At 59.6% G+C, this 25,663-nt stretch carries 16 protein-coding genes and 4 pseudogenes; 11 read left to right on the forward strand and 9 right to left on the reverse strand.

Annotated elements, in window-relative coordinates; translation table 11 throughout:
* The 3 genes from MHA02_RS20715 to MHA02_RS20725 all read right to left on the reverse strand — a co-directional run.
* A partial coding sequence (locus MHA02_RS20715) for a putative Ig domain-containing protein (protein ID WP_147082322.1) occupies positions 1–1,774 on the reverse strand: 1,774 nt, incomplete at its 3' end.
* 59 nt (positions 1,775–1,833) lie between these two features.
* Entirely contained in the window at positions 1,834–2,895 is a 1,062-nt protein-coding gene (locus tag MHA02_RS20720) for an exopolysaccharide biosynthesis polyprenyl glycosylphosphotransferase (protein ID WP_238180268.1), read from the reverse strand.
* 420 nt (positions 2,896–3,315) lie between these two features.
* Entirely contained in the window at positions 3,316–4,503 is a 1,188-nt protein-coding gene (locus MHA02_RS20725; protein WP_147082323.1) for a glycosyltransferase, read from the reverse strand.
* A gap of 691 nt (positions 4,504–5,194) precedes the next feature.
* Here MHA02_RS20725 and MHA02_RS20730 point away from each other — a divergent pair.
* The 6 genes and pseudogenes from MHA02_RS20730 to MHA02_RS22740 all read left to right on the forward strand — a co-directional run.
* A complete protein-coding gene (locus MHA02_RS20730) occupies positions 5,195–6,778 on the forward strand; it encodes a glucosamine inositolphosphorylceramide transferase family protein (RefSeq protein ID WP_147082325.1) in 1,584 nt (527 codons plus the stop codon).
* A 397-nt stretch (positions 6,779–7,175) separates the two neighbouring features.
* Positions 7,176–8,240 (forward strand): glycosyltransferase, encoded by a 1,065-nt coding sequence (locus MHA02_RS20735; RefSeq protein WP_170249385.1) that lies wholly within the window; start codon positions 7,176–7,178, stop codon positions 8,238–8,240.
* 83 nt (positions 8,241–8,323) lie between these two features.
* Positions 8,324–8,608 (forward strand): annotated as a pseudogene (locus MHA02_RS20740) (helix-turn-helix domain-containing protein); the annotation flags it as partial.
* Between the two features lie 43 nt (positions 8,609–8,651).
* Positions 8,652–8,852, forward strand: a pseudogene (locus MHA02_RS20745) (transposase); the annotation flags it as partial.
* A gap of 1,158 nt (positions 8,853–10,010) precedes the next feature.
* Positions 10,011–10,922, forward strand: a complete 912-nt coding sequence (locus tag MHA02_RS20750; protein WP_210245096.1) for an O-antigen ligase family protein — start codon at positions 10,011–10,013, stop codon at positions 10,920–10,922.
* Positions 10,923–10,977: 55 nt separating this feature from the next.
* Positions 10,978–11,480 (forward strand): annotated as a pseudogene (locus tag MHA02_RS22740) (transposase); the annotation flags it as partial.
* Positions 11,481–11,510: 30 nt separating this feature from the next.
* On the opposite strand, the gene MHA02_RS20755 reads toward MHA02_RS22740, so the two are convergent.
* The 4 genes and pseudogenes from MHA02_RS20755 to MHA02_RS20765 form a co-directional block, all read right to left on the reverse strand.
* Positions 11,511–13,475: a heparinase II/III family protein gene (locus tag MHA02_RS20755; protein WP_170249391.1), complete on the reverse strand. Its 1,965-nt coding sequence runs from the start codon at positions 13,473–13,475 to the stop codon at positions 11,511–11,513.
* Positions 13,476–13,511: 36 nt separating this feature from the next.
* The gene (locus MHA02_RS22745; protein ID WP_244612435.1) at positions 13,512–14,186 is read right to left on the reverse strand and encodes a glycosyltransferase family 4 protein; all 675 of its coding nucleotides are present in this window, start codon (positions 14,184–14,186) and stop codon (positions 13,512–13,514) included.
* A gap of 9 nt (positions 14,187–14,195) precedes the next feature.
* Positions 14,196–14,567 (reverse strand): annotated as a pseudogene (locus tag MHA02_RS23010) (glycosyltransferase); the annotation flags it as partial.
* Between the two features lie 156 nt (positions 14,568–14,723).
* On the reverse strand, positions 14,724–16,244 hold the full coding sequence (locus tag MHA02_RS20765; protein WP_147082335.1) for a hypothetical protein: 1,521 nt from the start codon (positions 16,242–16,244) through the stop codon (positions 14,724–14,726).
* 430 nt (positions 16,245–16,674) lie between these two features.
* On the opposite strand from MHA02_RS20765, the gene MHA02_RS20770 reads away from it, so the two are divergent.
* Positions 16,675–18,630, forward strand: coding sequence for an acyltransferase family protein (locus MHA02_RS20770; RefSeq protein ID WP_147082337.1), 1,956 nt, complete (start codon positions 16,675–16,677; stop codon positions 18,628–18,630).
* Between the two features lie 112 nt (positions 18,631–18,742).
* Here MHA02_RS20770 and MHA02_RS22880 read toward each other — a convergent pair whose 3' ends face one another.
* Together MHA02_RS22880 and MHA02_RS20780 are read right to left on the reverse strand one after the other, a co-directional pair.
* A complete protein-coding gene (locus MHA02_RS22880) occupies positions 18,743–20,050 on the reverse strand; it encodes a heparin lyase I family protein (RefSeq protein ID WP_147082339.1) in 1,308 nt (435 codons plus the stop codon).
* Between the two features lie 586 nt (positions 20,051–20,636).
* The gene (locus MHA02_RS20780) at positions 20,637–20,924 is read right to left on the reverse strand and encodes a hypothetical protein (protein ID WP_147082341.1); all 288 of its coding nucleotides are present in this window, start codon (positions 20,922–20,924) and stop codon (positions 20,637–20,639) included.
* 733 nt (positions 20,925–21,657) lie between these two features.
* Between MHA02_RS20780 and MHA02_RS20785 the strand changes: the two genes are divergently transcribed.
* The 4 genes from MHA02_RS20785 to MHA02_RS20800 form a co-directional block, all read left to right on the forward strand.
* Positions 21,658–23,202 (forward strand): lipopolysaccharide biosynthesis protein, encoded by a 1,545-nt coding sequence (locus MHA02_RS20785; protein WP_147082343.1) that lies wholly within the window; start codon positions 21,658–21,660, stop codon positions 23,200–23,202.
* An 18-nt stretch (positions 23,203–23,220) separates the two neighbouring features.
* Positions 23,221–24,396 (forward strand): glycosyltransferase family 4 protein, encoded by a 1,176-nt coding sequence (locus MHA02_RS20790; RefSeq protein ID WP_147082345.1) that lies wholly within the window; start codon positions 23,221–23,223, stop codon positions 24,394–24,396.
* 487 nt (positions 24,397–24,883) lie between these two features.
* A complete protein-coding gene (locus MHA02_RS20795) occupies positions 24,884–25,273 on the forward strand; it encodes a Ros/MucR family transcriptional regulator (RefSeq protein WP_210245097.1) in 390 nt (129 codons plus the stop codon).
* A 70-nt stretch (positions 25,274–25,343) separates the two neighbouring features.
* Positions 25,344–25,663, forward strand: a 320-nt coding sequence (locus tag MHA02_RS20800) for a hypothetical protein (RefSeq protein WP_147082349.1), incomplete at its 3' end; no start/stop codon positions are given.

Here is a 25,663-nt window from a genome sequence, read left to right on the forward strand (position 1 = left end):
GAGCCTCGTTGTAGGTCAGAACCAGACTGGTGCTGTTCACGCTGGCCGACTGGAAAACCGGCAATGAGCTCGTTGCGCCGATCGTGAGATCGAACGTGTCGGACGAGTGTTGACCGGCTGCCGTCGAGGCCGTGACCGTGACCGAATAGGTGCCGGCGGCGGCCTGTCCGTTCGTGGAGAAGGTGCGCGAGCTCGCGTTGAAGCTCAACCAGCTCGGCAGTGCGGCGCCGGAGGCCAATGTCGCGGAGTAGACAAGCCCGGTCGGTGCGCCCGAACTCAAGAACGACGCCGCACCGGCGGTCGGACCATTCGGATCGAACCCGAGCGCACGCAGGTAGGCTGCCGCCCGCAAAGCATTGCCGGTTGCGTTCGGATGGATCTGATCCGCCATGTAGCCCGCAGCCGAGGCCGCCGCGTAGTTTCCGAGAACGCCCTGGTCGTCGACGTAGATCAGGCCCCGGGTCGCCGCCTCCTGAGCCAGGATCGAGCGGTAATTGTCCAGATAGACCTGCCCGCTGCTTCCGACGTCATTCGGACCGATGAGAACGATCTTGGTCGATGGCGAGGCCGTGGCGAAGTTGTCGAGGATCCCATCGATACGGGTCTGGTAGCTCGTGCCGTACAGGACGCCCCGATCGTTCATGCCTGCGTCGAGCAGATACGCCTGCGGCGCAAGCGCCCCGAACCAGGTCTGACGGAAGCTGGTGTTCAGATTCGACCAGTTGCTGAGGCTGGTGCCGGCGATGGCCACGTTGGAGAAGCTGGCGCCGCCCGCATCCGTGCGAAAATCGGCTCCGAACAGGGTCACGTGGCCGGTCATGCCCCGGACGGTGATCTGGTCGTTGCCCTGTCCGCGATCCGCATGCACCAAGACGCTCTGGAGGCTGAGGGCACCCGCGGTGTTGATCGTGACCGGGGCACTGGTACCTGCGCCCTGGATCGTGAGCGTGCCGCCGTCGGGCTGCTGCAGGTAATAGACCCGGGCGGTATCCCAGGCGGAATTCGGGTCCCATACGAACTGGTCCGAAGCGGAAGCAGCCGCTACGTTGATGCCCTGACCGTTGATGCTGTACTGCTCCAGCCCCGGATTGGCCGTTGGGCCGGCGAGATAGGCGACGCCGCTCGAGGCAGAGGCGACACTTCCAACGCCGAGCGGCGGATTGTTCGTGAAGGCTTGGTAGCCGCCACCGCCGTCGCCGTACAAACCGCGCAGATGCGCGAGGAACGTTTGAACATAATTGCTGCCGGCATAGCCCGCGGTCAGGCTGTCGATGGCACCGAGCGCATTGTAGTCGTAGCGGACGGTACGACCCGCGGCCATGGTGAAGGTGTCGGCAGGCACCGTGAACGAGAACGAGGCCCCATAGGCGAAAGACCGGTCGGCCAGCGGATCCGTTACGCTCAGACCCCCCGTGATGACGACGCGCTCGACTGCCGGCGCACTCGTCCCGTTGGAATCCTGCGCTCGGATCAGGACATCGTAGCTGCCGACGACCGACGCGTTCGAGACGGATATCGTGCCGGTCGCCCCGTCGAACGTCATCCACGAAGGCAACGGCGTCCCGTCTCCGAGCACAGCCGAGTAGGTCAGGTTCGAGCCGAGATTGCTGAACGTGTCGGCAGCAAGACCAAACTGCCCAGTTGTGCCGGCCTGTGCGGTGACACTTTTAGGATTATGAAACAGAAGAGCCATAATAGTTCCCTTGTCCCGCACAATGCCGTGTCGGTCCCCTTTCTCGTTCTGTTGTACATCGAACGAGAGAAGCCACGACAATGCCAGCGCGCAAGTGAATTGTCTTCACGAACTGAAAATCTAGTTCCTAAAATTATTTTTTAGTAAGCCTTATCGTGCCCGACGAGGCATCGGAATGTCAAAAATATGATCACGGCATCCATCGAGATTGACCAGTTGTCGATGTACCAGAGATCGTGATCGACGCGATTTTTCATGTCCTCAATGCGGGGCGTCTCGCCGCGAGCACCCTTGATCTGCGCCCAGCCAGTGATACCGGGCTTCACACGGCGGCGGCGTGCGTAACCGACAACGCGGGACAAATAGTATTCGTCATGCGCCACCGCGTGCGGTCGAGGGCCGACGATCGACATATCGCCGCGGAGTACATTGAAGAGCTGCGGAAGTTCGTCAAGACTAGTTTTCCTCAACCATCTCCCGAGCGGTGTCACCCGAGGATCGTTCTTCACCGCTTGTCGGACGTCGCCCTGATCGGGGACGACCCTCATGGAACGAAATTTCAGAATGCTAAATTTCTTGCCGTCGAGGCCCTGCCTTTCCTGCTTGAAGATCACCGGTCCCGGCGAGCTTGCTTTCACCGAAAGCGCGATCAGGCAGAGAAGCGGCAACAGGAAGAAAATCGCGAGGCCGGAAAACAGAATGTCCAGCGCACGCTTGCTCGCACTTTTAGCGCAGGAAGGTGCATCGGCACTCGGCAACGCATCGGAATAGATCGCCCTCAGGTCGACCCTCTGCGCCATGCCGTCCGCCGCAGTGCTGACGATATAGTAATGGCGGTGCTTGGCGACGGCCTGAAAGACATCGGAAGCGGCAGTCTCGTGCGAGGCGCGCTCATCGGACAGCACGATCACAGCGTTGTCGTAATTATCCAGTCGCGACGACGGAACCGCGGTTCGGGCCGTATCGGCCGGTTCGGTTCCGTACCCGCCATCCTCCAACAGCATCACGATGTCGTTGCGAATGCCGTTCTTCGACATTGCCGCGGATAAGGGGGTTTGAAAGAAGTTCACATTCGGATCGACGAGCCAGAGATTGCTGTCGCGACAACTCCCGCCCACCGGGTGCCTGACCGACTCATAGATTCGCAGCCAATTCTTCGGGAATTTTTGGCTTGCAGCCAAACTCCCATCAGCCACGCCCATCGCATATCCCTTCGATCAGTCTTCTGGCCGTCAATATTTGTTACACACAATATTCAGTCAACACGTTTCTCACGATAAGCAGGATAGGTGCCTATCGTCGGCGTAACGCCATGTCATGGGCCTTTCGCACCGGAATGAACGGGCGTTTTATGCAATCGTTCGACGGGATTCATATGATAAACGAGCCTGCTCGCTACCCTTGGATCATGCGCTGACGCGCTCCGGAGCACTGCTACGGATCCAATCGGGTTTCACAGCGCGCTAGAGTATTGACCCCAGAAACGGGCGCCTTGTCGGTACATAAAAATATTATGTAACAGTCAGATTGGGCGCTATCCTTGCTGGATGAGTCCTGTCGAGCTCAGCGGGCGCGGTACGCGCATTCTGATGAGCGTCCATAGCGATGACATCCAGAGACTGTCATGATTGTCCGCGAGTGGACGTCTCCTCCGACGGCCCGACCATGCGCGTGCGAGCGACCGAGGCGTGGTTTGACCGGCTCTTGGATGTGAGATCTTCGATGAGATTCACATAGCCATTGAGCATCCGCTCAACACCGAACCGACTTGCCGAAGGCCGCGCCGCAGCAGCCAAGCGCTGACGTTCCGTGGGATCGGCGAGGCACGTGAGCCGGTCAACGAGTTGGTCGGTTCGCGCTACCTCAAAGAGATAGCCATTGGAGCCGTCTTGGACGATCTCGGAAGCGCCCCCGACGTTCGACATCACCATAGGGATACCCATCGCAAGTACTTCAAGGGCTGAAAGGGACATGGTTTCAGTCGTACTGCAAAGGACACCGACGTCGAACCCAGCGATAGCGGGCCGGACGTCCCCCTGCTCACCGGCAAAGACGACATGCGCCTGCATGTTGCGGGCTTCGATATGCTGGATAAGAGCCGAGCGCCCCGGACCGTCGCCGACTAGGACGACTTTGGCGGGTATTCCAGCTTCGCGTAATGCAGCAAGTGCATCGATCAGTTGCGGATGGTTCTTCTCAGGTCTGATCGCCGCCACCAAACCGATGACGAAGTCGCCCGGTGATACGTTCCAGGCGCTGCGGGTGTGCAGTCTGTCCGCCGGCTGCGGTGCGAAATGCACGAGATCGATCCCGTTGACGATCACCGCGTCACGCCGGCCGTGAAGGCCACGTGCCCGCCAGTAGCGCATCTGATTGGCACTGACGAAGACCAGTGTGTCGAGAAAGCGGGCTGCAAGCCGGAACACAGCATCCCGTCCGTTCTCACCGGGGCGGGTCAGAGTCGAGTGGAAGACGCCGACGACCTTTGACCGCAGGTACCAGCGAAATGGTATCGCTGTGACCGTCGGCGTCTGATTGATCACGAAAAGTACGTCGGCCTGCTCGCGGGCGAGCGCTCGACCGACCCGCAGCCAAGATCTCGGATCAAAGGCGCCGCGGCAATTGAGCAGCACCGGATTTCGAGCTCCCGGCAGAGCCACGAGATTCTCGGAGCGGCCAGTTCCATAGACCAAGAGAGAGGTTGGATAGCCGCGCTCTTCCAGCCGCTCCCGTAGATCGAGCGTATGACGCTCCGCCCCGCCGAGGCTCAGTCCCGAGACGAAGAAGGCAACTCTCGGCTTTGACGACATCGCGGCGGGTCTCCAACCATTCGTTAAGAATGCCGAAATCTAATTCCGACAAAGATACCGGCAAAAATCGTCTCCTACGTAGTTCGGCCATGCGGACCTTCAGCAGATTCGGCAACCACGCCTGAGCGTCCGCAGAAAGATCTCCCGCAGAACAGAAATTTGCTGGCTATTTTTGAAAAACGAACCATCCTTTTGCTAGATTGAATAGCTCGTATTATCAATACATATCCGTCAAACGGAGGCCATCTAAGATTGGTTTCGCGAGCCGGATCTTTCCCTAATGTCGCCGGACTGGCCATACCGGCCTGCCGACACGACGGTCTTCGATCGTGCGCACGGTGGAACGACCGGGGCAGGTCGAGAGGCAGACCGGCTCGCTCTGCATCCGGGAAATCTGCCCGATCCGGTATTCCCTGAATGCAACTGTGACGTCTGGATAAAAGGTATGGTGCGCTCCGCCCTCGACCCGCTCCAGAGCACGCCGAGCCTGAATCGAGAGATGAGGATACAGATCGTCCTTGATGTGGACGCCAGTTTTGCTTGGCATTCTCAGCTCACGTCAAAGCTGCTTAGCGCGGGGCATCAGGTCGTAATTTCTCTCGCCAGCCGACCGACGCATTGGCCAGTTTCGCTAAAACTTTTGCTTGACTTAGAGCGATGCTTGGCTAGTCGGCGGGTACGCCGCCTCAGCTTGCACGCGCCGCTGCCATCCTGGATCCTGCACACGCCGTTTGATGGTCAACCGGATCTAGTTTTCGACCTGTCCAGTGGACCAGTCGACGATTCCGCCGCGATCCGCCTGCTCTTCGACGGGCTCACCGCTCCGGCGGCGGCGGTCTCTGCCATTCTGGATGGTCGATCGCCTCGCCTCGACCTCGTCGGGTATGGAAAGGTCCTGGGCTCGGCATTTCCCGCCAACGAGGAGCCCGGTTCGCTCACCGCCGGCCTCGCCGCGAGCTTCGCTCGCTGTGTGGACCTTTGCCTGCGCGAGGTTGCGCGGCGGAGGAGCGCGCTGCCACCCTGCTCCTGGCATGGAAGGCCACAAGCTAGGGATGGGACGTCACAAGCCGACGCCGCCGTCTCTTCTCGGTCCGGCTCTGTCAGCGTCGAAATAGGAGAAGGGCGGGCGGACGCGGGAAACCGTTATGAGGAGCTTGTACGCTCAACAGTGGGCGATGCCTCGACCCGACATTCCGCTCTGGATTCTATCTGCAGTTCCCGGTCCGCGGTCTCTTCGCTTGCGGGTGAAGAAGGCGCCAAGCCAGAAATGCCGGAGGTCGTGCCAGCCGGCGGCACCGCTGCTTTCCGTTCCGGACAATCACGATCTCCTGTTTCCGAAGAGCAGGAGGGCGCCTCGAGCTTTTCCTCCGCAGCCTTCCGCTTCGGCGTCGCGAACCTCGCCGAGAAAGTACAGCGACGGATCACGCGCATGCTCACGGCGCCGGAGAGTTGGCGCATCGGCTATCGGCGTCTCGGCGGGCCGAGTATCTTAGAGACCGCCTCCGTACCAGAAACCGGGTATACTTGGCTCCCGGACGATGGAAGGCGCTTCTTGGCCGACCCATTCCTGATCGAGCACCGGGGGCGCACCTGGCTGTTTTGCGAAGAATTCCCCTACGCGACTCAGACGGGGATTATCTCGGTGTGCGAGATTGGGGCCGATGGACTGGCGGGGCCGATGCGGCCGGTGCTCGAGACCGGCACCCATCTGTCCTACCCTTACATCTTCGCGCAAGGCGACGAAATCTGGATGATCCCGGAAAGCTCGGCGGCACGCGACGTCGTGCTCTACCGCGCGACCGATTTTCCATTCTGCTGGCAGGCAGAGCGCAAGCTCCTCGACGGGATTGCGGTGGCCGATGCGACGCCGATCATGCACGAAGAACGGCTCTGGCTGTTCGCCAGCCTGATAGACCAGCCCGGTGGGTCGAGCTGGGATGCGCTGGGCCTGTTCCACGCGCCGAACTTATTCGGCGACTTCACGGCCCATCCACTCAACCCGGTGCTGATCGATGCCGCCTCCGCCAGACCGGCCGGACGAATGTACCGGCAGGGAAGCAACCTCATGAGATTATCTCAGGATTGTCGAGCGCGCTACGGCGCTGCGACGACCGTAGCGGTGATCGATCGCCTTGATCCCGAGGGCTATGCCCAGACAGTGACGCACCGCATCGCGCCGCCCCCCATCTGGAAAGCCGCCGGCCTACACACGATCGACGTCGGCGGCGGCTTCGAGGCGATCGACGTCATCTCGCGGCGACCACCCGTCTCATAAAGGGCCGGCATCGCCTCGATTCGTTCGCTCTCCCGCACGTTGCTTGGATTTCGCGGTGCGCAGGGCGCAGCAACGTCAGCGGCCGTAAACATCGAGCCTTCGAGCGCTTGGCCGCGGGCAAGCACGAAGGCGCGCCGCCGCTGGTGCGGCGCACGGCTCTGGAGGCATCCGCCGTCAGGGCCACAGGCAGATCGGCGCTTTACTGCGCAATTGGTCCGGTGACGGCAATTTGGTGCCGATGCTCGCGCAATATGAAGATGCGTCCAGTTTACTATACGATATTTGCGCGGCATCGATGGGACCGCTGGGATCTTGAATCACGTCTGTCCTCCCCTCTTGCCAGATGCGGTGAATGAGCAACATGCGACGTGTCTTAATCTTTGTGCCGGGGCTTCCCATGGGCGGCGCAGAGCGCCACTCGATCGACCTCCGGCACAGACTGAGGGAGCGCGGCTACCACGTCGATCTGCTGGTGTTCGGCCCGCGCCGCTCGCCGGCCATCCTCGCGATGGAGGGAGTTGACCCCTTCATGGCGATCGGTGCCGGCGGCATGTCGAAGCCGGGAGGCTGGGTGAGGGTTCATCGCGCCCTGAGGGAAAGCCGGCCATCGGTCATCCTCGCCGTCAACCAAACTCCGCTGATCGTGAGCGTGGTGTCGCGGGCCATTCGCGCCACCCGTGCTCGCATCGCGTGCGTGTTCCACACGACCCTGTTGCGGGAGAGCGAGGAGCAGCGCCTGGGCATGTTCCGAGGCGCTTTGAGGCACGCCGATGCGATCGTTTACGTGAGCGACAACCAAAGACGGATCTGGGAGGGCCGCAATCTCCAGGCAATGAAGACGGAGGTGATCCTCAACGGCATAGACCTCGGTCGCTTCTCGGCCAATGCTGCTGAACGCTCAACGAACCGCAGCCGACTGGGCTACGCCGATGATGATTTCGTGGTGGGGGCCGTTGCCGCTCTGCGCCCCGAGAAGAACCATGTTCAGATCATTGATGCCGTCGCTGAACTGCGCAAACGGGGCGTCCCGGCGAGGGGCCTGTTGGTGGGTGATGGGCCTATGCGCGAGGCGATTGTGCAGCGATGCCGGCAGCACGGACTGGAGGGGCAGATCACGCTTGCCGGAGAGCAAGACGACGTGCGGCCCTGGGTGGCAGCTTGCGATGTCGGAGTCCTTCCGAGCGTCGCAGTCGAGACGTTCTCCTTGTCCGCAATCGAATTCCTGGCTTCGGGCGTGCCGATGGTCATGTCCGACATCGGGGGCGCCTCCGAGATCGTGACGGCAGGTCGAAACGGATTTCTCTTCCCTCCCGGTGATACGCCTCAACTGGTGGACCGCCTGTTCGAGGTATCGGTCCACGAGCTTCGCAGGTCGCTCGCCGAACATGCGCGCCCCTCCGTCAGCCACTTAGCCGTCGATCGTATGGTCGATCAGTATGAGCACTTGCTTGGCACGCTCTAAGGGTGAGCTTTCCATAGGTAGTCCACTCGGTCCGAACCGAGGACGCTGGAGTTGCGACGCTTCAGCCTTTCCGGAGAGACCGGATGTGCTTCCATCAGAATGCGCGACTTACGCCGTCGGGTCGAGAGCGCCTGGTTCGGCTCGCCAGGAGCGGGCTCGCTCCCAAAGCGGTGGCCGAGACGATGGGCGTGTGCGCCAAGACGGTGCGCAAGGGGATGGCCCGCTTCGCGGCCGAAGGCGCCGCCGGACTGCAGGATCGCCCGTCGCGGCCCCACAGCCTGCATCGGCCGATCCCGGCCGAGACGCAGGCGGCGATCGTGAGCCTGCGCCGCCAGCGCCTGACCCGCCAGCAGATCGCCCGTAAGCTGCGCCGGGTTTCCTGGAGGCTCCAACTCTTCAGAGGATGGAGCCATGACGAAGCGACCCGCACCGTATTCCCCTGAGGTCGGTGCCCGCGCGGTGCGAATGGTGCTGGCCCATCAAGCCGAGCACGGCTCGCAATGGGCGGCGATCAACTCGATCGTGGCACTGATCGGCTGCTCGAGCGAGACGCTCCGGAACTGGATCCGGCAATCCGAGCGCGCCGAGGGTCTGCGGGGCGGCCCGAGCACGGGGCTGACCCATCAAGGCCTCCCCCGCACCGACAGTACCAGCAAGTTTTGGCACACGGGTGAGCCCTTCCCGCATGCGGATGCAGCCTAAGATAATGTCGGATATAATTATAGCTGTCCGTCCGTCGATTTTCTAGTCATACGCCGAAGCGATCCGGCATAGTCTCTGTATCTATAAAATGATTTGATTATTTATAATTGATTTTTTTCAACATAAATACCGTTTTATTATTTTAATGCCATTTTGATTGGCAAATATCAGCTCATTTTACTATTGAGATCAAATATTATTATCCTCACATGATCCGTCGTCGGCTTGCTCACTGTGTCGGCATTATCGTCTCCACACGGTCGCCGACTTTCATGACGTCGCCGCGCCTACTCCAGACGAGGGGAGACGTTTCAAACCGATAAGGCCTTGCGCATCGAATAAACTAAACTAGCATCGTTCGACCTGACGAGCCCCCCCACGCGACGGGATCTATTGCGGCAAGACAACGATACCAGAGTGCCTTGAATCGAATGTGCACGTAATCGAAAGCCAGCTAGTCATTGAAGTCAGCCCCTGAATATAAATGACCCTCTTAAACATTTACTTGGACAGTCAGATGGATCGGCCAATACGCTGGTTACTTTGCTGTAGAACTTTAAGATATTATTCTACTCGCTTATCGATTTTTTCGGACCAGTTCGATGGGAGTTAGGCATGCATTCAAGACCAGATCGCAGGCATGCTACCGACTATCTACACAATACTCGATTATTCGACTCAAATCTTGACCATGATTATTCCCGGGTGAGGCTTATCAGAAAAATACTCAGTTGCCTTTTTGTATTGCTTATTATCGCTTATGCCGGCGTGGGAAGGGATTTGTTTTTCAACAGTAATCTGTCCGTAGGCGCTGACGATCCGATAGGAGCCTATCTCGTATATGTAAGATGTTTGATAGGGTTTTCTTGTATTATACTTGTTTGGTTTAAGTGCGCACTGGAATCCAGTCGTAAGATTTTTCCATGGATATTCATGCCGTTTGGCCTATTTATATTACTATCCACTATGTGGGTTGACGATCCAAAGGATGTCGGGCGTGAGGCTATTCAGTTTTCAGTCTTTATCTGGGCGCTATTCTGCTGCTGTTTCGAGTTGGGATCCATAAAGGTGTTTAAATTGTTGTGCCTATTGTGTGGCGCTTCGATTTTTCTAAGCACGGTTGTCGCCATTTTAGTGCCTTCTTTAGGCAGGCATTCGGGACTGGAAATTGTTCAATACAGCCACGCCGGGCGTTGGAAAGGTATCTTCACTCATAAAAATACGCTTGGCCCATGGGCTGCGATCTGTTTGTTCCTTTATACAGTACTTTTATTAGATCGGTCGGTGTCGATTGTGTTGGGATTTACGGTATTGGCTTGCAGTGCGTTATGTTTGCTATTAAGTGAGTCAGTGACTTCGATAGTTATGTTTATATTTATGATTTCTTTTTATTTGTTTTTGAACTTAAGGCGAATCGCAACGCCGGAGTTATTTTTAGTAATGGTAACGAGTGTGTTGATTTTTGCAGTGCTAATACCACCATTTGTGTCTGACGATCTTTTTCAAATTTTTGGGCGCAGCTCAGACCTGACTGGACGAACAGATCTTTGGTCCGTCGCAATTGACGTATTTTATGAAGCCCCATTTCTTGGCCAGGGCTATGGTCTTGCTGGAGGTAAAATCTTTAACGGGCTGGCCCTGGCACTAATATCTGCTTCGACAACTGGTCCAGACTCTGGATATTTGATTACGATACTCGAAACAGGCATAATTGGGATAGTTCTATTATTTACTCCAATAATTTATTGTATATCGTGTGGATTTAGGCAATGCACACTAAGCTTTAAAAGAAACAACGTTACCCAAGCGGCACTTTGCATAGCTTTGGGTGTGCTTGTCTTAGCCTTTACAGAAGGCACTGCTTTTGGGCCAACCAGTTCTATGGGAAGCCTGTGTTTGACGTGGTTTGTTATATTGCTGGTTGCTCAAGTTGAATCAGAAAAGCGCAAACGTGCCCATTATAAAGAGCAAAATGCATAACGAAAAAGCGATAGTGATTGATTTCGGGAACCTGTTTGCCTGCGTCGAATTCGGCCTGTCGCGCTTCTATAAACGTCACAGGATCACGCACAAAAGAGCACAGCGCACGCGGCCGAGCAGGACTGGTCCGACGTGGAGGCCGAGAGCAAGGACTGGTTCGCAGCACCGGACGAACTCGATCCCGACATCCTTGACGAGACCGCGGCGACCACGGCCATGGTGGCTGCGCCCCACGTGGCGCTGCCGGGCCTACGTGCCGGCATCTTGGTTCCGGCCCTCAGTCCAGACGGACATGGTCATCCTGGACGACCTCCCTGCTCACAAGGTCGCGGGCGTGCGCAAGGCCGTCCAGGCGGCCGGTGCGCAGCTCCTCGACCCTGCCGCCCTACTCGTCGCGCGAGCTTTATCTGATCGAGCAGGCCTTCGCCAAGCTGAAGGCACTCCTCCGCTCCGCCGCGGCACGAACCGTCACCGATCTCAAACAAGGCGATCCGGCAGGCCATCGCGGCCATCACCCCTGACGAATGTCGCAGTTATCTCACCGCCGCAGCGTACGATGCTTTCGACCCGGCATCATCGGCAGAGGCTTTAGGAACTGCTCAATCCGTCAAGCACGCGCAGGCACGTTGCCGCCTTGGCCGTGTTTGGCGCAAGATGAAACGCGGTACGAAGGCCGCGCGGTGGCAGGTGTCCGCGCCAGACGACCCGTGGCGCGGGGCACATCTCTCCGAAGCGGTTCGACACCCAGCCTCCATCGATCCGGTCTTCTCCCTCTCGGACCGAGACATCACCGGGGTGATCGAACGACAAGCGCCCGAGTTCGTCACCGTCTCGGGAGAACACAAGATCGGCGCTCATGTTGTCGATTCTGATTCCGGGCGCGAACTGAAACGCAATACTCACTTCCTCGGTGCCGGGGCTCGGCTGGAGTTGATCGACGAGCGTGAACCCGGAAGGAGCTGCTTCGATCGTCCGCACGTGATCGACGCCGAAACGCGCCCGATAGCCGTCATGCGCGACGCGCACGAGCCAGTCTTCGCGATTCTTCGTTTCGACGAGCCTCGCATCCGCCTTGTGCCCCCAGTTGAAGGGGCCCCGGATCGTGCTCTGATCGACGCCGCCCAAAGTGAGTGTGTTGTGGGCAGAGGTCCCGCGGAACCAAGTCCTCCACGCGCCGCCGCCATGGTAGAGGTAGGTTCCAGGATCGCACAGAACCGCTTCGCCATCGATGCTGAAGACCACCGCGTTCGTGTCGGCATGCCCGTGCGCCGCGATCGAGAGGTAACCCAGCGGGCCGTGATCGATCACGAGGTGGAGATAGCGGCCCGTCCGTCGATCGCTGACCACGGTATAACCACCCTGCGGGAAGGTTCGCAGGTGCCGTCCGGATGGATGCGAAAGCCGGGAGCAGCCGAAGAGAACGTTGCGCAACTCGTCGGGCTCGTCCTGCCGGCAGGTGCCAAGGTCGTCGTAGGTGGCTTGAATGGCCTGGGCGACCGAGCGGACGTAACTGCGCTCGGTCGCCGCATCGAGCGTCAGAACTCGACCCTCGTCGTCGTCCCCGATCGCAGGCAGCGACCCACCCGGCGTCGAGAGTGCCGCGATGAAATCGGCGAAGGCGAGTAGCCGCTGCTTCGCCAGTCCGGAGACACCGAGTCCGAGCGTGTCCGCCACGAAATTGCCCAGCAGGACCATCTCTGCCGTGAAGGCACCATAGGTCGGCGACTGCTCTGCGGGAGCCCCGTCGGGGAGGATCTGAAGGGCGGTTTCGCGCGCGATGTGCGCATACTGGTGCCGAACACGCTGGAGATCGCCACCTCGTGTCCGGACAGTCGCCTCGATGAGCAGAAGCCCGAGATGTTCGGCCATCGCGTGATTGTTGGCAGAACTAAATTTCGACGGGAACCTCTCCAGGAAATCCCTGCTGCTCGAAAGGATTTGCAGGATCAGGCGCTTGGTCTGGTCGTTCAAGCGATCTGAGCAGAAGTTGTAGGCGAGGATCAGAGAGACACCGCGCAAGGCGACCTCGATCCCGGAATTCCAGCCGACACCGGTATAGGGCGGGTTATGGCGCGCCCAGCTGGCGATGGCGTCTTCGAGGGCTGCCAAAGCGCGTCGATCGTGATTGAGCGAGACCGCGGCCGCCAAGGCCTGCAGGCCTTGAAGCCTGTTCTTCTCCCATACGTATTTGATGTCCCCGAGCTCTCCCGAGCCGCGGTACTTGATGTCGAATGCAAACGATTCGGATCCGGGCCATGACCGGCCCGTCTGCGGATCGATTCGCCACGCCTCCTCGGGAAACAGGTTTTCGGGGTCGGTGTCCGGCCAAGTCGCACCGAGGGCTGAAAACTTTCCTTCGAGGATATTCGCGACGGTCACGTCGAGCCGTCTGCAGAAGGCGGGCGTCGCGTTTGCGATCAGCTTATCGTCGAGGCCTGGGATCGTGTGCAGATGGACATGCGTCGGTGGCGAGGCGAAGGCCCTCGACATCCTGCGCACACGCGAACGCTCGAGATGTTCGCCGAGTCGAAAGACGATCTCGGGAACGCTCATGCTCCTGATACGGGCGATGTACCATCCGAGGGACATTCAATTCCCCTGCGTCAGCAGATGGCCCGACCGTGCGATACCGCCGCGATCCGAGGCCACCTCGATCCAGTGGGCGTGCAGCCGCGCGGCATATCGATCGATGCTGAGATGCTCCTCGTAAAAGGCGCGCGCATTTCGGCCGAGGGTCTCGCGCATGGGACCCGACGAGATCACCTGCTCCAGCCGGGCGGCCAGAGTCCGGATATCGCCGGGCGCGACGAGCAGGCCACGCTCGCCGTCGACGATGATGTCTTCGACCGCGCCCACGGGGGTCGTAACCACCGCAAGCCCCCAGGCCATCGCCTCGATGACGGACATCGGCAGGTTCTCGTCGTAAGACGGCAGAGCGAGAATCTGGCTACTGCCCAGCAAGGCCCTGATCCGATCGGGCCCGACCCAGCCGAGGACCTGTACCTTGTCCTGCAGACCGCGTTGCCGTGCCAGCGCGCTCGCGCGCTTCGTCTCGCCGTCACCGGCAAGGATCGCCTGCCACCGTAAATCCGGCGGGAGAAGCGCCAGGGCTTCGATCAGATCGAACGTGCCCTTTCGTTCTCCGACCTGACCGAGGAAGATCAGGCGGACGATGGCGTCCGGCGTCTCCGAGGCACCGCCGCGCCGGCAGGCATTGGGCAGAATGTAGAGCCTCTCGGCGATTTGCGGCAGCTTGCCGACCACAAAGGCCTGCCAGACCGAGCCCAGAACGAAGACGCGATCCGCTTTCGTGAAGATGAATGCGATGAAGCGCCCAACGATAGGGCCGCTCGAATTCCAGTATTGCCGGAATCGGGAGCCATGGAGGTGGACGATGTATCGCACACCGAAGGTCCGGCATATAGCGCAGATCGCTACCTTGCGGATCACACTCCCACCGGACGAGAGATTGATGTGCACCACGTCCGGTCGGCGAAAGACGCAGATCGCGAGGAGGCGCAGCAGGAAGAACAGGTAGGTGCCGACCGCACGGAGCCCGCGGCCGCTGCCGCGCGTTGCCCAGAAGCTGATGCTGAGATCGCGAAAATCCGAGGACTGCCCATAGGGCCGGATCTCGTCCATCATCCTGTCGATCCCACCGCGGCCGCCCTCGCCGAGCGGGGTGACGACGAGAACACGGGTCTGCCTTTCGATCACCGTTTCGATCTCCCTGCGAGATTGCCCAAGTCAAAGTCGGCAGCGATTTCGCTGAAACACTGGCACCTGAACGTCTGGCGGCTGCTATCTTGGCTGAAGCGTTAGGCCGGACCGTGCCGCCTCGGAACCGGAGCGGCGAAGCGCCGCGCGAGCAAGAGGCATTGCCATCCAGCCGGCGAGGACAACGATGGCAACGCTGAGCGGCCAGAGCGGCGTCATGTAGCGGGGCAACGGCACCTCGAACGCGGCCGTGGCGATCGTATTCAGCTGAAGAATCAGGGCCGACCACACCATGACCATGTCGCTGGTCGTCCGCGTCAGCCGAACGATCTCAAGGAGGAATTGGACCAAGGCGACAGCGCTGATCGCCAGGGCGAGCGCCTGAAAGACTCTGAGAAGAAGCAGCGGCAGGGTCGCACGCGCCAAAGGTGGATCGAACAGGCCGGTGGCCTCATCGGGACGGACGCCTAGCGGAAGGATCATCCCAGCCCGAGAAAGGCCTTCGGAAATCTGATCGCCGAGCCTGACCGATGCAGCGGGCTGCGGAGGCGGGTTGGCCGCCACAAAGGTCTCGTACTGCGCGCGTTGCTGAGCGTCGATGAAGACAAGATACAGTCCAAGGCGCAGGTAATCGCGGGCGAAGCGGCCCCCGAAATGGATCGGGTCCTGCTTGAATCTGGCAAAAACGTAGCACGCGATGAGACTGTTGATCTCGCCCTCGCTCTTAAGATCAAACTTGACCTGCAACTCCGGAATGATGACGGAGAATCGGAGATAATTGCTGTACTTGTCTTCCAACACAGACCGTTCCAACGGAGGAGCGGCCTCAAGATACTTGACGACATCGCGCGTCGCGGTTCCGATCACCTCGCCGCCACAGCGCGCGGCGGTCTCGTCGGGGGGCCAGCCGGTAAACAAGGTCTTCTGCAACAGCCCTCGGGCCGCCGGACTCGAGGTTGCAGCCGAGCCGTACCGATAAAAGTAGAACGCCGGCGATGCGACCAATGTCAGGAGGCTCACCGTCGTAGCGGCTCCCAAGCCGATGAGCCTCTCCCGTCCAATCAATCCCGGAAGGCACAGCAGCAGACCTCCGGTGACGACCAGGAGAATAAGATTCGTTGGCCTGACAAGGCCAGCGATTCCGCAGACGAGCAGCAGCACACACAGGCGCGTTCGGGAATACCGCGCCGCTATCCCGATCCATGAAGCGAGCGCGAGCATGATCAGCGCAGCGCTGACCGTATCGGGAAGGATGTAGACGCTCGACTGTACGAGCAGGACATTCGCAACGGTCAGACCCTGCCAGGCGAGCGCCAGCAGAAACTGCCCGGTGCATGCCGTCCAAGCACAGGCCGTGGCCCACAAACAGCCCAGAAGGAACGCCGCCTGGATCAAGGGTATGGCGTCGAGGCCGAAGCCAAGCTTCAACGCAGCATTGAGGAAGGCGCCGTAAGCCACCGGTCGAGACGGATCAAGATTGACGTAACTTGGCACGTCCCCACCGACGACTGCCGAGAGATCTTTGAAGACATACAGGTAGATGCCGGCGACCACCGGAACGAGCGCCAGAGCGAGGACCTTCGTGGGACTGAGATATCGCGTCACGAAATAGATCCTCGTTGCGAGAGCGCGCTCGCCCCACCATCGCCAAGACATTGCAGGCGCCCGGGACCGCCCATGCAAGCCGTCTCGCCAGGGTGTCACCTCGTCGACGGCACGGGAGGCGGGGCTCGGCCCTCTAGACAGAACTAGCAATTTGAATTTCCGCGACTTCGATCCTGCCGCCGGATGCCGCTTCGGATTCGCGCGAGGAACGAATGGCACCGCCACCGGCGGGTATGCAGTCATCAGTCTAATATATCAAATACAAATTCAGCATTATTTGATTAATCATAATTGTTGATGGTAGGCTGAGACTGGTTAGGGAAATTTGGTCCGCTGCTCATTGCGCTCACACGATAATACCACTCGCGGGGTGGGACCTTGGTAAGGCGACTGCAAGACGCTCCATTGAGCATGAGGACGAGGGGCGTCGATGACTTACCGGTTGGACCTTAATGCCCTTAGAGCGATCGCCGTCGCGGGGGTCGTGGCGTTTCATCTGAAACTCAACGCGCTGTCCGGCGGGTTCGCCGGTGTCGACGTCTTCTTCGTCCTGTCCGGCTTCCTGATGACGAAGATCATCGCAGGCGGGATCGAGAGGGGGGAATTTAGTTTTGCCCGCTTCTACGCAGCCAGGGTGCGCCGCATCGTTCCGGGCCTGCTGGCAACCTGCGCCGCCGTGCTCGTTTTCGGATATTTCTGGGTCGACCCTATAAAATACGAAGAAATTGCAAGATCTGTTATAAGTTCTATATTATTCATTTCCAATATTGATTTGTGGAAACAGGTTGGATATTTCGATAACGACGCGAACGAAAAGTGGCTTTTGCATACTTGGTCGTTATCTGTTGAATGGCAGTTCTATCTTCTCTACCCACCGGTGATGTACCTGCTCTATCGCATCCTCCGAACGCGGCGGCGCGTCGGGGCTTCGGTCATGATCGCGATCGGGCTGTCGTTTGCCCTGTCGGTCGTCGTGGCCGGAGTCCGTCCGGCAAGCGCCTTCTTCCTTCTTCCGACCCGCGCCTGGGAGATGCTCGCCGGTGGAATGGTAGCGCTTTGGCCGGTCGATCTGCCCCAGCGTCTCAAGAGGCCCTTCGGCCTGATCGGCTTCGGGCTGATCGGCGTATCGTTTCTTGTCTTCGATTCGCTGACGCCCTGGCCGTCCTTCGGCTGCCTCTTGCCGGTTGCGGGCACCGTCATGGTGATCGCCGCCCGCGACGACGGGCTGCCGCTCTACCGGAATGCTGCCGTCGTCTGGATCGGTCTCTGGTCCTACGGCATCTATCTCGTGCATTGGCCGGTGATCGTCGGCGTGGAGTATCTCGCGCTGGCCGATCCGGCGGCGACCAGCTTCTGCCTGATTGCGGTGATCATGGCCGGATGCGCGCTCGGCGCGCGCCTGATGTCCGCGCAATCTTTCGGCCGACTGCGCGAGGCGAAGATCGGTGCCTACGAACGGCTCGCATTCGGGGCGACTTTTCTCTTGGTCGGGACGAGCGCTGCCGGGATCGCGCTCACGAGCGGCGGGGAGTGGCGGCAACCCGAGAACCGTGAAATCTTCCGCGCCTCACGGCTGGCGATGCACGATTGGGATTATCCGAGCGGCACTTGCAACGGATTGAGTTTCAGCGAGGAACTCCGTCCCTGCCATGTCGGCGCGTTGAGTGGGCGCAGAACCCTCATCGTGGGCGATTCTTTCGCCCAGCAACTCTTCAGCCGCGCTCGCGAAATCAGCGATAACGATCCCACTCGTGGATTCACGTTCTTAACAACCGCCGGCTGCCCGCCGATCCTTAATATCAATCGCATTGAGGTCGGATTTCGTTGCGATAAATTCATCGCCAAAGCGCTGAAATATGCCGAGTCATCCGAATTCGACCACGTCATGCTCGTTTCAATGTGGTACGATTACTTCAAGATTGGACCAAAAAATATATGCTTCATTGCTAAAGACGGCTGTATTGTCGCCAGAGATAGCAAAAATGTTGTATCATTACTTAGCAACTCACTCGACGCCATGGAAGGCCAGTTGCGTCAAATCAAAACCCGCGGAAAGTCACTGACCGTGGTGCTTCCTTTTCCTTACAGCAAAGTGGATGTGCCATCGGCTCTCGTGAAGAACACATTTCTCGGACGTGCCGTGCTCGGCGCGGGTGATATCGACGTCGACATACTGTTCCAAGGTTACGGTGCGATCCGCGCCAGGCTAAAGAGCTTGGCGGACAGCGTCGGCGCGACCCTTCTCGACCCAATGGAGTTTCTCTGCACGGACCGTCATTGCCCGACCCTCGACGGGAAGGGCGTTCCATATTACCGGGACAGTAGCCATCTTCGCTCGTCGACGATCAGAAGCGATCGCTTCGTCTTTCTTGACAAGTTCATGTAGCTTCGCGCGAGACGCCGGACAGCCGAATGACGGCTCGGCGGAAGATTTTGCGGTGCTTGCCCCCGCCCGGCGGGCGGGGGCAGCAATTTACGCACGGCGTTACGGCAGAGTTTCAATTCCCGAGCAGAAAATCGCTTGCGGAAAGGGACGACGCCCCCACGAGGATGCGCATGTCCGCGGTCCGATCTCCGTTCACGTCGGCCGTCACAAGGTAGCAGCCAGACTGCGAGCTCTTCTCGGTACGCAACTCACCCGCGGTGCCCGAGAACGCTGCGTTCCCAACGAACTTGAACGCCTGCCGGCCGCCGACTAGCGCGTTCGCATCGATGGCCGAGAGATCGATCTTGCTTCCCTTGGCGCCCTCCCGGAAATCGACCACATCCATGGCGCCGGTAACGGGGGCGTCGTCGACGCTCAGGAAGACGTATCGGTTGACGCCCGCGCCGCCGTACATCGTGTCCGCGCCCGCGCCCCCGATGAGCACGTCATCGCCGGAACCACCGGATAGGTAATCGTTGCCGGCGCCTCCGATCAGCGTGTCGTTCCCGTCATTGCCACGCAGGGTATCGTTTCCGGCACCGCCAGTGACCACGTTGGATCCGCTTCCGTCGTTAATCGTGATCGGGGCCGTGCTTGCGGATCCGGCCGACGCCGCGCCCGGCAGTGGATCCGGCAGAGGCGAACTGGCCGGGATCCCAGTGTCCGGTGTCGACGACACCGGCGCTACGATAGGCACCACCGGGGTCGAAGGCTCCTGCGGTGTGGAGGGCTGCGGCGAGGTGACGGGAGCGCTCCCCATGCCCTCGGTGATCGTCGGCATCGTGTAGGAGACGGCCATGGTCTCCGGCGCGGCGGCCCGGTAGATGCCTTGTTTCCAGTAGACGCTGCTCTGCGTCGAGTAGCCCAACGGGCCGCGATAACTGGCGATCTCCTGCCCATCACGGGTGACGCTGAGATAGCCGTTACCCGCCGGGTCGAACTTGGCGGTGACGTTCATGCTGTAATCGTGGCCACGGACGATGTCCGCCGTGTCCAGGTAGATGTTCTTGTAGACAGGGCTGCCGTTGCTCCCGGTGTAGCCGACCGTGATCAACATCCGCTCGCCGGTGAGATCGATCTCGAAAGGCGGCGAGTTGGCAGGCGCCCCGGGATAATCATTCTGGTGAAACTGTCCGATGACAAGCCAGCCGGCAGTGTTCAGCTGGCCCGGCATTACCTGGAATTTATAATTGACGTTAATTGTCGAACCGTTCTGATGAGTGCTGCTTTCCAGTATTTCCGATCTATTCTTCGAAGTCGGATCATTTACCCAGCGATCGCCACCGCGAACCTCAAACAAGATACGGTCCCCTGCACGTTGAATGCTCCAAGGACTACCAGATGTCTGCTCCCAAAATGAGTCTGTGATTTCGCTTGCCATCTCGCCCCACTTTCCTGAATGATTGTTTTGGTTTTTCCTATTTTTATACTGTATGTCCGACTGTCTGCCGGTTTTTTTTGCCTCTGCGGCGAACCTACGTACATATCAACTGGTTATCAACATGTTTTTTATATGGGAATATTGTGATAATCTAGAAGCTTCCAATGATATCGATACAGGTGCCGCGAAAATAATATCTGTGAATTTATGCCTTTTTTCGCGATTCGTGGCAGTGCACACCACGCACTCAACTCCAGCTTGGCAGTTCAGTCCTCCGGTCAGAATGGCGCAGTCCAGTTAACCGCGGCTGAAACGAATCATGTCCTGTAAAGCGGCATAGATTTTCATTGTGGCCGTCTCCCGATCGGCAAAGTTGGGCCTCAAGCAGCCAATCCCCGGTACTAAAATCCGGGGATCATGTGTTTACGGTGGGAATTCGCGCTTGACCGGCGCACATGAACCGCATTCACGCGAACGCTCGATGGCAAAGCTTCTGAAGACTCGTGCTTGTGACGTCGGGTCCGCGGGAGGCCTCCGAGACGGCTCCCCCAGGATTTCTAGACAAGACCGAACGTTCAGACGCGCACTACGCGACGCGCGAACGGGTCGGACCTGCGATCGGCGAGCCCGACGGACCTGCGGCTTGGCGGCCCATTTCTCGAAGCGAGGCCACCATCCTGTCCGTTTCCTCGTCGCTGTCGGCTCCGTCCTGCTCGTCCTCTCCCCGGCGACGCGCCACCAAGACCGTCGCAAGAACGGCGGCACCAGTTCCCGCGACCGGTCCGAGCGCCACAGCGAGAAGCAAGTTGAGCGGAGCAATCACCGCGACGGTGACCGAGCCAGCGGTCAGGGCAGCTGCGGCGATGAAAAGCATCGTGGTCCTCGAGAAGAGAAACGCGAAATCAGTAATCGCCTCATTGGACTACGTACGTTAACAAAAGATTAATGCACAATTTGACATCCGATTTTGGGCTCGTAAGCCACAGCAGACAGGGCGCCGTTCGCAGTCCTGTTCGTCGGATTCTCGGGGCTGACGAAGCATTGACCGGCATCGACTCTGGAATGCTGGTTCGCCGGCGCCGACGACGACCTTCAGATGGACGAAGGCGTCGCGATGGCTCGAACATCTAGTCCGGGCGAGGCTCAACGACGACCATTTTGCTAATACTAACGATCGTGAACGTCGGCTCCTATGCCGATCGAAAGCAGCCCCGGGGACCCCGCGTTCCGACGCAAATCCAGGTCCGACCCGTCATGCGGCCGTCCGGATTAGCGGCTTGTTTGTAGCTGAGCTTGGAGGAGGGCGATCTGCAATGGGGAAGCACCAAAGGTACGTACTGCGGTATTTGCCTTGACGCATACGGGCGTGCCCGCAAAGATCGCTGCCGTGTATATCGCCTGCAATTCCACTTGAGAATCAATATGGCAGCCAAAGGCTCGGTTGCCTCCGGGTACCAAAACATAATTGTAAAATGAAACGAATACGATATATTTGAAAATCGGTTGTCGCTCTACGAGTCTGAATTTTCAATTTTGTTTCGCCGCGCGATAACAGAATTGCCTTCCAATGCGGCGGCATCGTCTTTATTTACGGAGCGATCGACTTAATGCCGGTCCATATTTTTAGCGGCACATCGCTGTTCACCGACGTGGCCGATCATACGAAAGCCATACCGCAGAAATTCGTTCGCGCCGCGCATGCGAAAGCAGATGTCCTGCTCGCCGTTGCCGCCCAGATATTCCAACAGATCGCGACATTCGTCACTGGGGTCATGATCGCACGGGCGATTGGCGTCGAGCAGTATGGCATCTCGAATCTCGTTCGGAACACCTTCACGATGATCTCGATCGTTGCCCCGCTCGGTCTGGAGATCTGGCTCCTTCGATTCTATGGCGTTCAGAGAGCCCAAGGTCGGGAAATCCAGGAAACGCTCGGCTTTATGCGGGTTGTGTGCCTCGTCATCAACATAGGTTTGCTGGTCTGTATTTTCCTACCTTATGATTATGTAGTTTCGCATTTTGTCTACAAATACCCGGATTTCATGGTCCTTTTGGGGCTTTCGCTGCTCGTGGTGCCGGCTGCGGCGGACCTTTCGATTCTCGGCAGTGTCTACAAGAGCGAGTCACGCTTCGGGCTTTACTCACTCCTCACAATAGGCGTGCAATCGCTGGTTCGGCTCTTGCTCGTCGTAACGGTATTGCAGCTTTCTCCAACCGTCCTCACGGTCATCCTGATCAACATCGCGCAGCTCGGTTTGAGCTATGTCGGAACGCTCGTGCATTTCGGTCTTCGGCTGCGGGCGAAAATCCCGACACCGCCCGCGATCGAGGACGTCGCGCGCGGGGCAGGCAGGGCGTTCGAGGTTCTTTCCGTTTCCGTCTGGTTTGCCGGCAGCACCTTGGTCTACGGCGCGCTGCGCTTGGTCGACGTGCTCCTTCTCGGAGCGTTCAGTACGGCGAAGGCCGTCGGTGAATACTCGGCGCTGAGCGCGATAGCCCAGCTCGTGCAGCTTTATCCCTTGGCCGCGAGCCAAAGCATTGGCCCTCAGGTGGCGACCGCGCACGAGCGCGGTGACATGGAGGGGCTGCGGGCGATCTACCGGCGCTATGCGCGGCAAGCCTCGCTCGTAGCGGGGTTCGTGTTCGGTGGCGTCGCCTATTTCGGAAGCCATCTCGACTTGCTGTTTGGAAAGTCTTTCGCCTTCCAGCCGGCGGTGGCCGGCCTCATCGCTTTCGGGCATCTTCTGAGTGCGATCTTCGCGCCGCTCGGATTCTGCTTGTCCATGACCGGACGGCATAGGCTGGAGTTCGGCATCCTGCTCGGCGGGATCGTCGTGCTCGTCGCGTCCTGCTGCTTACTGATACCGATCTACGATCAGGCCGGTTGCGCGGTATCCGTGGCGCTCGCCTTCGCCGCGGTGAATGTCGCGCGGTCCGGGCTGGTCTTTCGGATCTTCGGCTTCTTCCCGGCGACGTGGCGCGACGCATTGCCACCCCTCGCAGCACTCCCGTTGGCCGCCGGCGCCGATTTTCTGGTTCGGCCTCTTGGCGAGAGGACCCTCGTGACGACCGGTTTGGCCTGCGCGCTGTACGCGGTCTTCTACCTCCCCCTGCTGATATGGCCGAAACCCCTGCAGCGCGAGCCTTCGTGAGGCGATAAGGAGGCGACAATGTCTGTGCGAAGAGTCGTTCTGTTCGCCCCACACTTTGCGGAATACGCGACCCGCCTCGCGATCGGCCTGTCGGAACGCTGCGCGGTCTTGCTGATCGTCAACCGCAAGAACTTCGGCGCCGAGTGCTCCAAGTCGTTGCAGCTTCAGGCGGCACGATCGGTGACGATCATCGACTTCAGCGCCGATGGCCGCATCGGAAGCCACATATCACTCGTCGCCATACTGGCCCGGATCGCACGCTTCAGGCCGGACGTCGTCCACGTGCAGGAGCAATCAGATCCTCTGACGGTCCGGATCTGCGAGCTGGCGCGTGCGCTCTGGCCGGTCGTCCTCACGGTGCACGATCCCATCCCGCATTCCGGCCGGGACGGCGATTGGGCGAAACGCATGAAGCCGTTTCGTCTGCGCGGCCGGCGTGCGGCAGACGGTTTTCACGTCCATGGGCGCTACTGCGCACGAATGCTCAGACAGAGCCTGACCGATGAGGGCGATGAGGTGCCGCCGCACCTCGCAACGGCCCACGGCACGATCCTCGTTCCCGAGCCGGGTCAGTTGCGCGCGCCCGATCCGCGACGCATCCTGATGTTCGGCCGGATGGAAGGCTACAAGGGCCTCGATATTCTGCTTGCGGCCGTGCCGCAGATCGACATCGGCGGTGCCGCATTCGAGGTCGTCCTCGCGGGCAAGGGGCCGGCACTCGATGCGCACGCCGACCTTCTGGGGGCCTCGAACGGGATCACGGTCAAAAACTGGTACCTGTCGCCGGCCGAGGTTGTCGCCGAGTTCCAGGCCGCCAGCGTTGTCGTGACACCCTACCGCAACGCCACACAGAGCGGCGTCGTGTCGGCGGCCTTCGGAAACGGACGGCCGGTTGTTGCCTCACGGGTCGGCGGTCTGGCCGACGTGGTCGAGCACGGTCACAACGGATTGCTGATCGAACCCGGTGACCCTCGTGCATTGGCGGTCGCCCTGTCGCGACTGCTCCGTACGCCCGACGAGTTCACGCGGCTGGCCGCGGGCGCAAGGCAGGCCGCGCGCGGCAGTCTGAGCTGGCAAACAATCTCGAGCGATCTCGTCGACTTTTACGACGACCTCCGGGGGCTACGCCGGGACCGGAAAAGCAGCATCGGTGGCCTGAGTGAGCGCGCGAACTCCGCAGATGCCGCGGTGTAGGGCGGTTCTCACCACGATGGGCGCTGCCTCGAGACCCGCGAACGCAGCATGACGCGGATCCAGTGCCTCCGCCGACCGCACCACCTGTCCGAACTTGGAGACCGCGGCCCGGTTCGGTCCCCGTACGTTGCGGCAGCGCTTATGATCGTCCCCGGATCACGGGCGCTTTTCCGGCGCATGGCGTCGCGGCTCCTCGCCTCAGCATAGATCACTTCAGGGATCGCTATTGCGCAACCGTCGTGGGTCATCATTGGAATGCCGGAGGCTCGATCCATGACCCACAGCATCACCAACCATACCCGCAGCAGCAAAAATTTTCGTTCGTATAACTTTTGTGAGTTTGACTCATAGCAACCGAAACTTCGACGCCGAGAGACATGACGTACCGGCAATCAAGACTTGAGACTATGGGTACATCCTCTGCGGTCGAGGTATATTGGGGATTAATACAATGGCGCCCGAGCCTACGACACGCGGAACGGCGCTAGTGGATCTCACTGCGAAAATCATTTCGGCCTACGTGATGAAGAACCACGCCTCACCGTCCGAGATGCTGACTCTCATTCACGCCGTGCATGTCACGATCTCGAGCATTGAGGCTGGCCGAGATCGCGGCCACGAGTGGGCAAAGCTCAAGCGGGTGCAGGAATCGATCACGCCAAATGCGCTCATCAGTTTCGTTGACGGCAAGCCCTATAAGTCATTGAAGCGCCACCTGGCCAGCCTCGGCTTCGATCCGGAAAGTTACCGCGAGCAATATGCGCTGCCTGATGATTATCCGATGGTCGCGCCACATTACGCGGCGCGACGGTCCCAAATCGCGCGCGCTTCAGGACTTGGTCGCCGGAAGAACACTAATCTCACAAGTCGGAAGTGAGTCGCTTTATGATTGTCGATCAATGTGGCAATCTCGCATAGGGTCCGTTGGATGCCGGAGGCAATATTGTATGTACAAGCTGTCTTCCGTCGTGGTCGGCACGCCGATCGTCGTTCTCCTGACTACTTGCGGGCTGTCCGCCGAAGGGGTGATGGGCGGAGCACGTGACGTGGCTGCCGCGTCCGACCGCTTCGCCAACGGCCGAGAAGAGCGGGACCAACCGCCTGCCGAAAGACGCAAGGTCGACGAGCTGGCGCGCCTACTGGCGAAGCTGCAGGGGGATCTCATCGAGATGCGAGCCGACAGCAATGCCAACTCGGTCGATCTGTCGGAAGCTCAAGCGAATCTCGATGCGACGAAGGCATTGCTCCGTCAGATGACGGCACTAGC

The sequence above is a fragment of the Methylobacterium haplocladii genome (assembly GCF_007992175.1).
Taxonomy (GTDB): Bacteria; Pseudomonadota; Alphaproteobacteria; order Rhizobiales; family Beijerinckiaceae; genus Methylobacterium; species Methylobacterium haplocladii.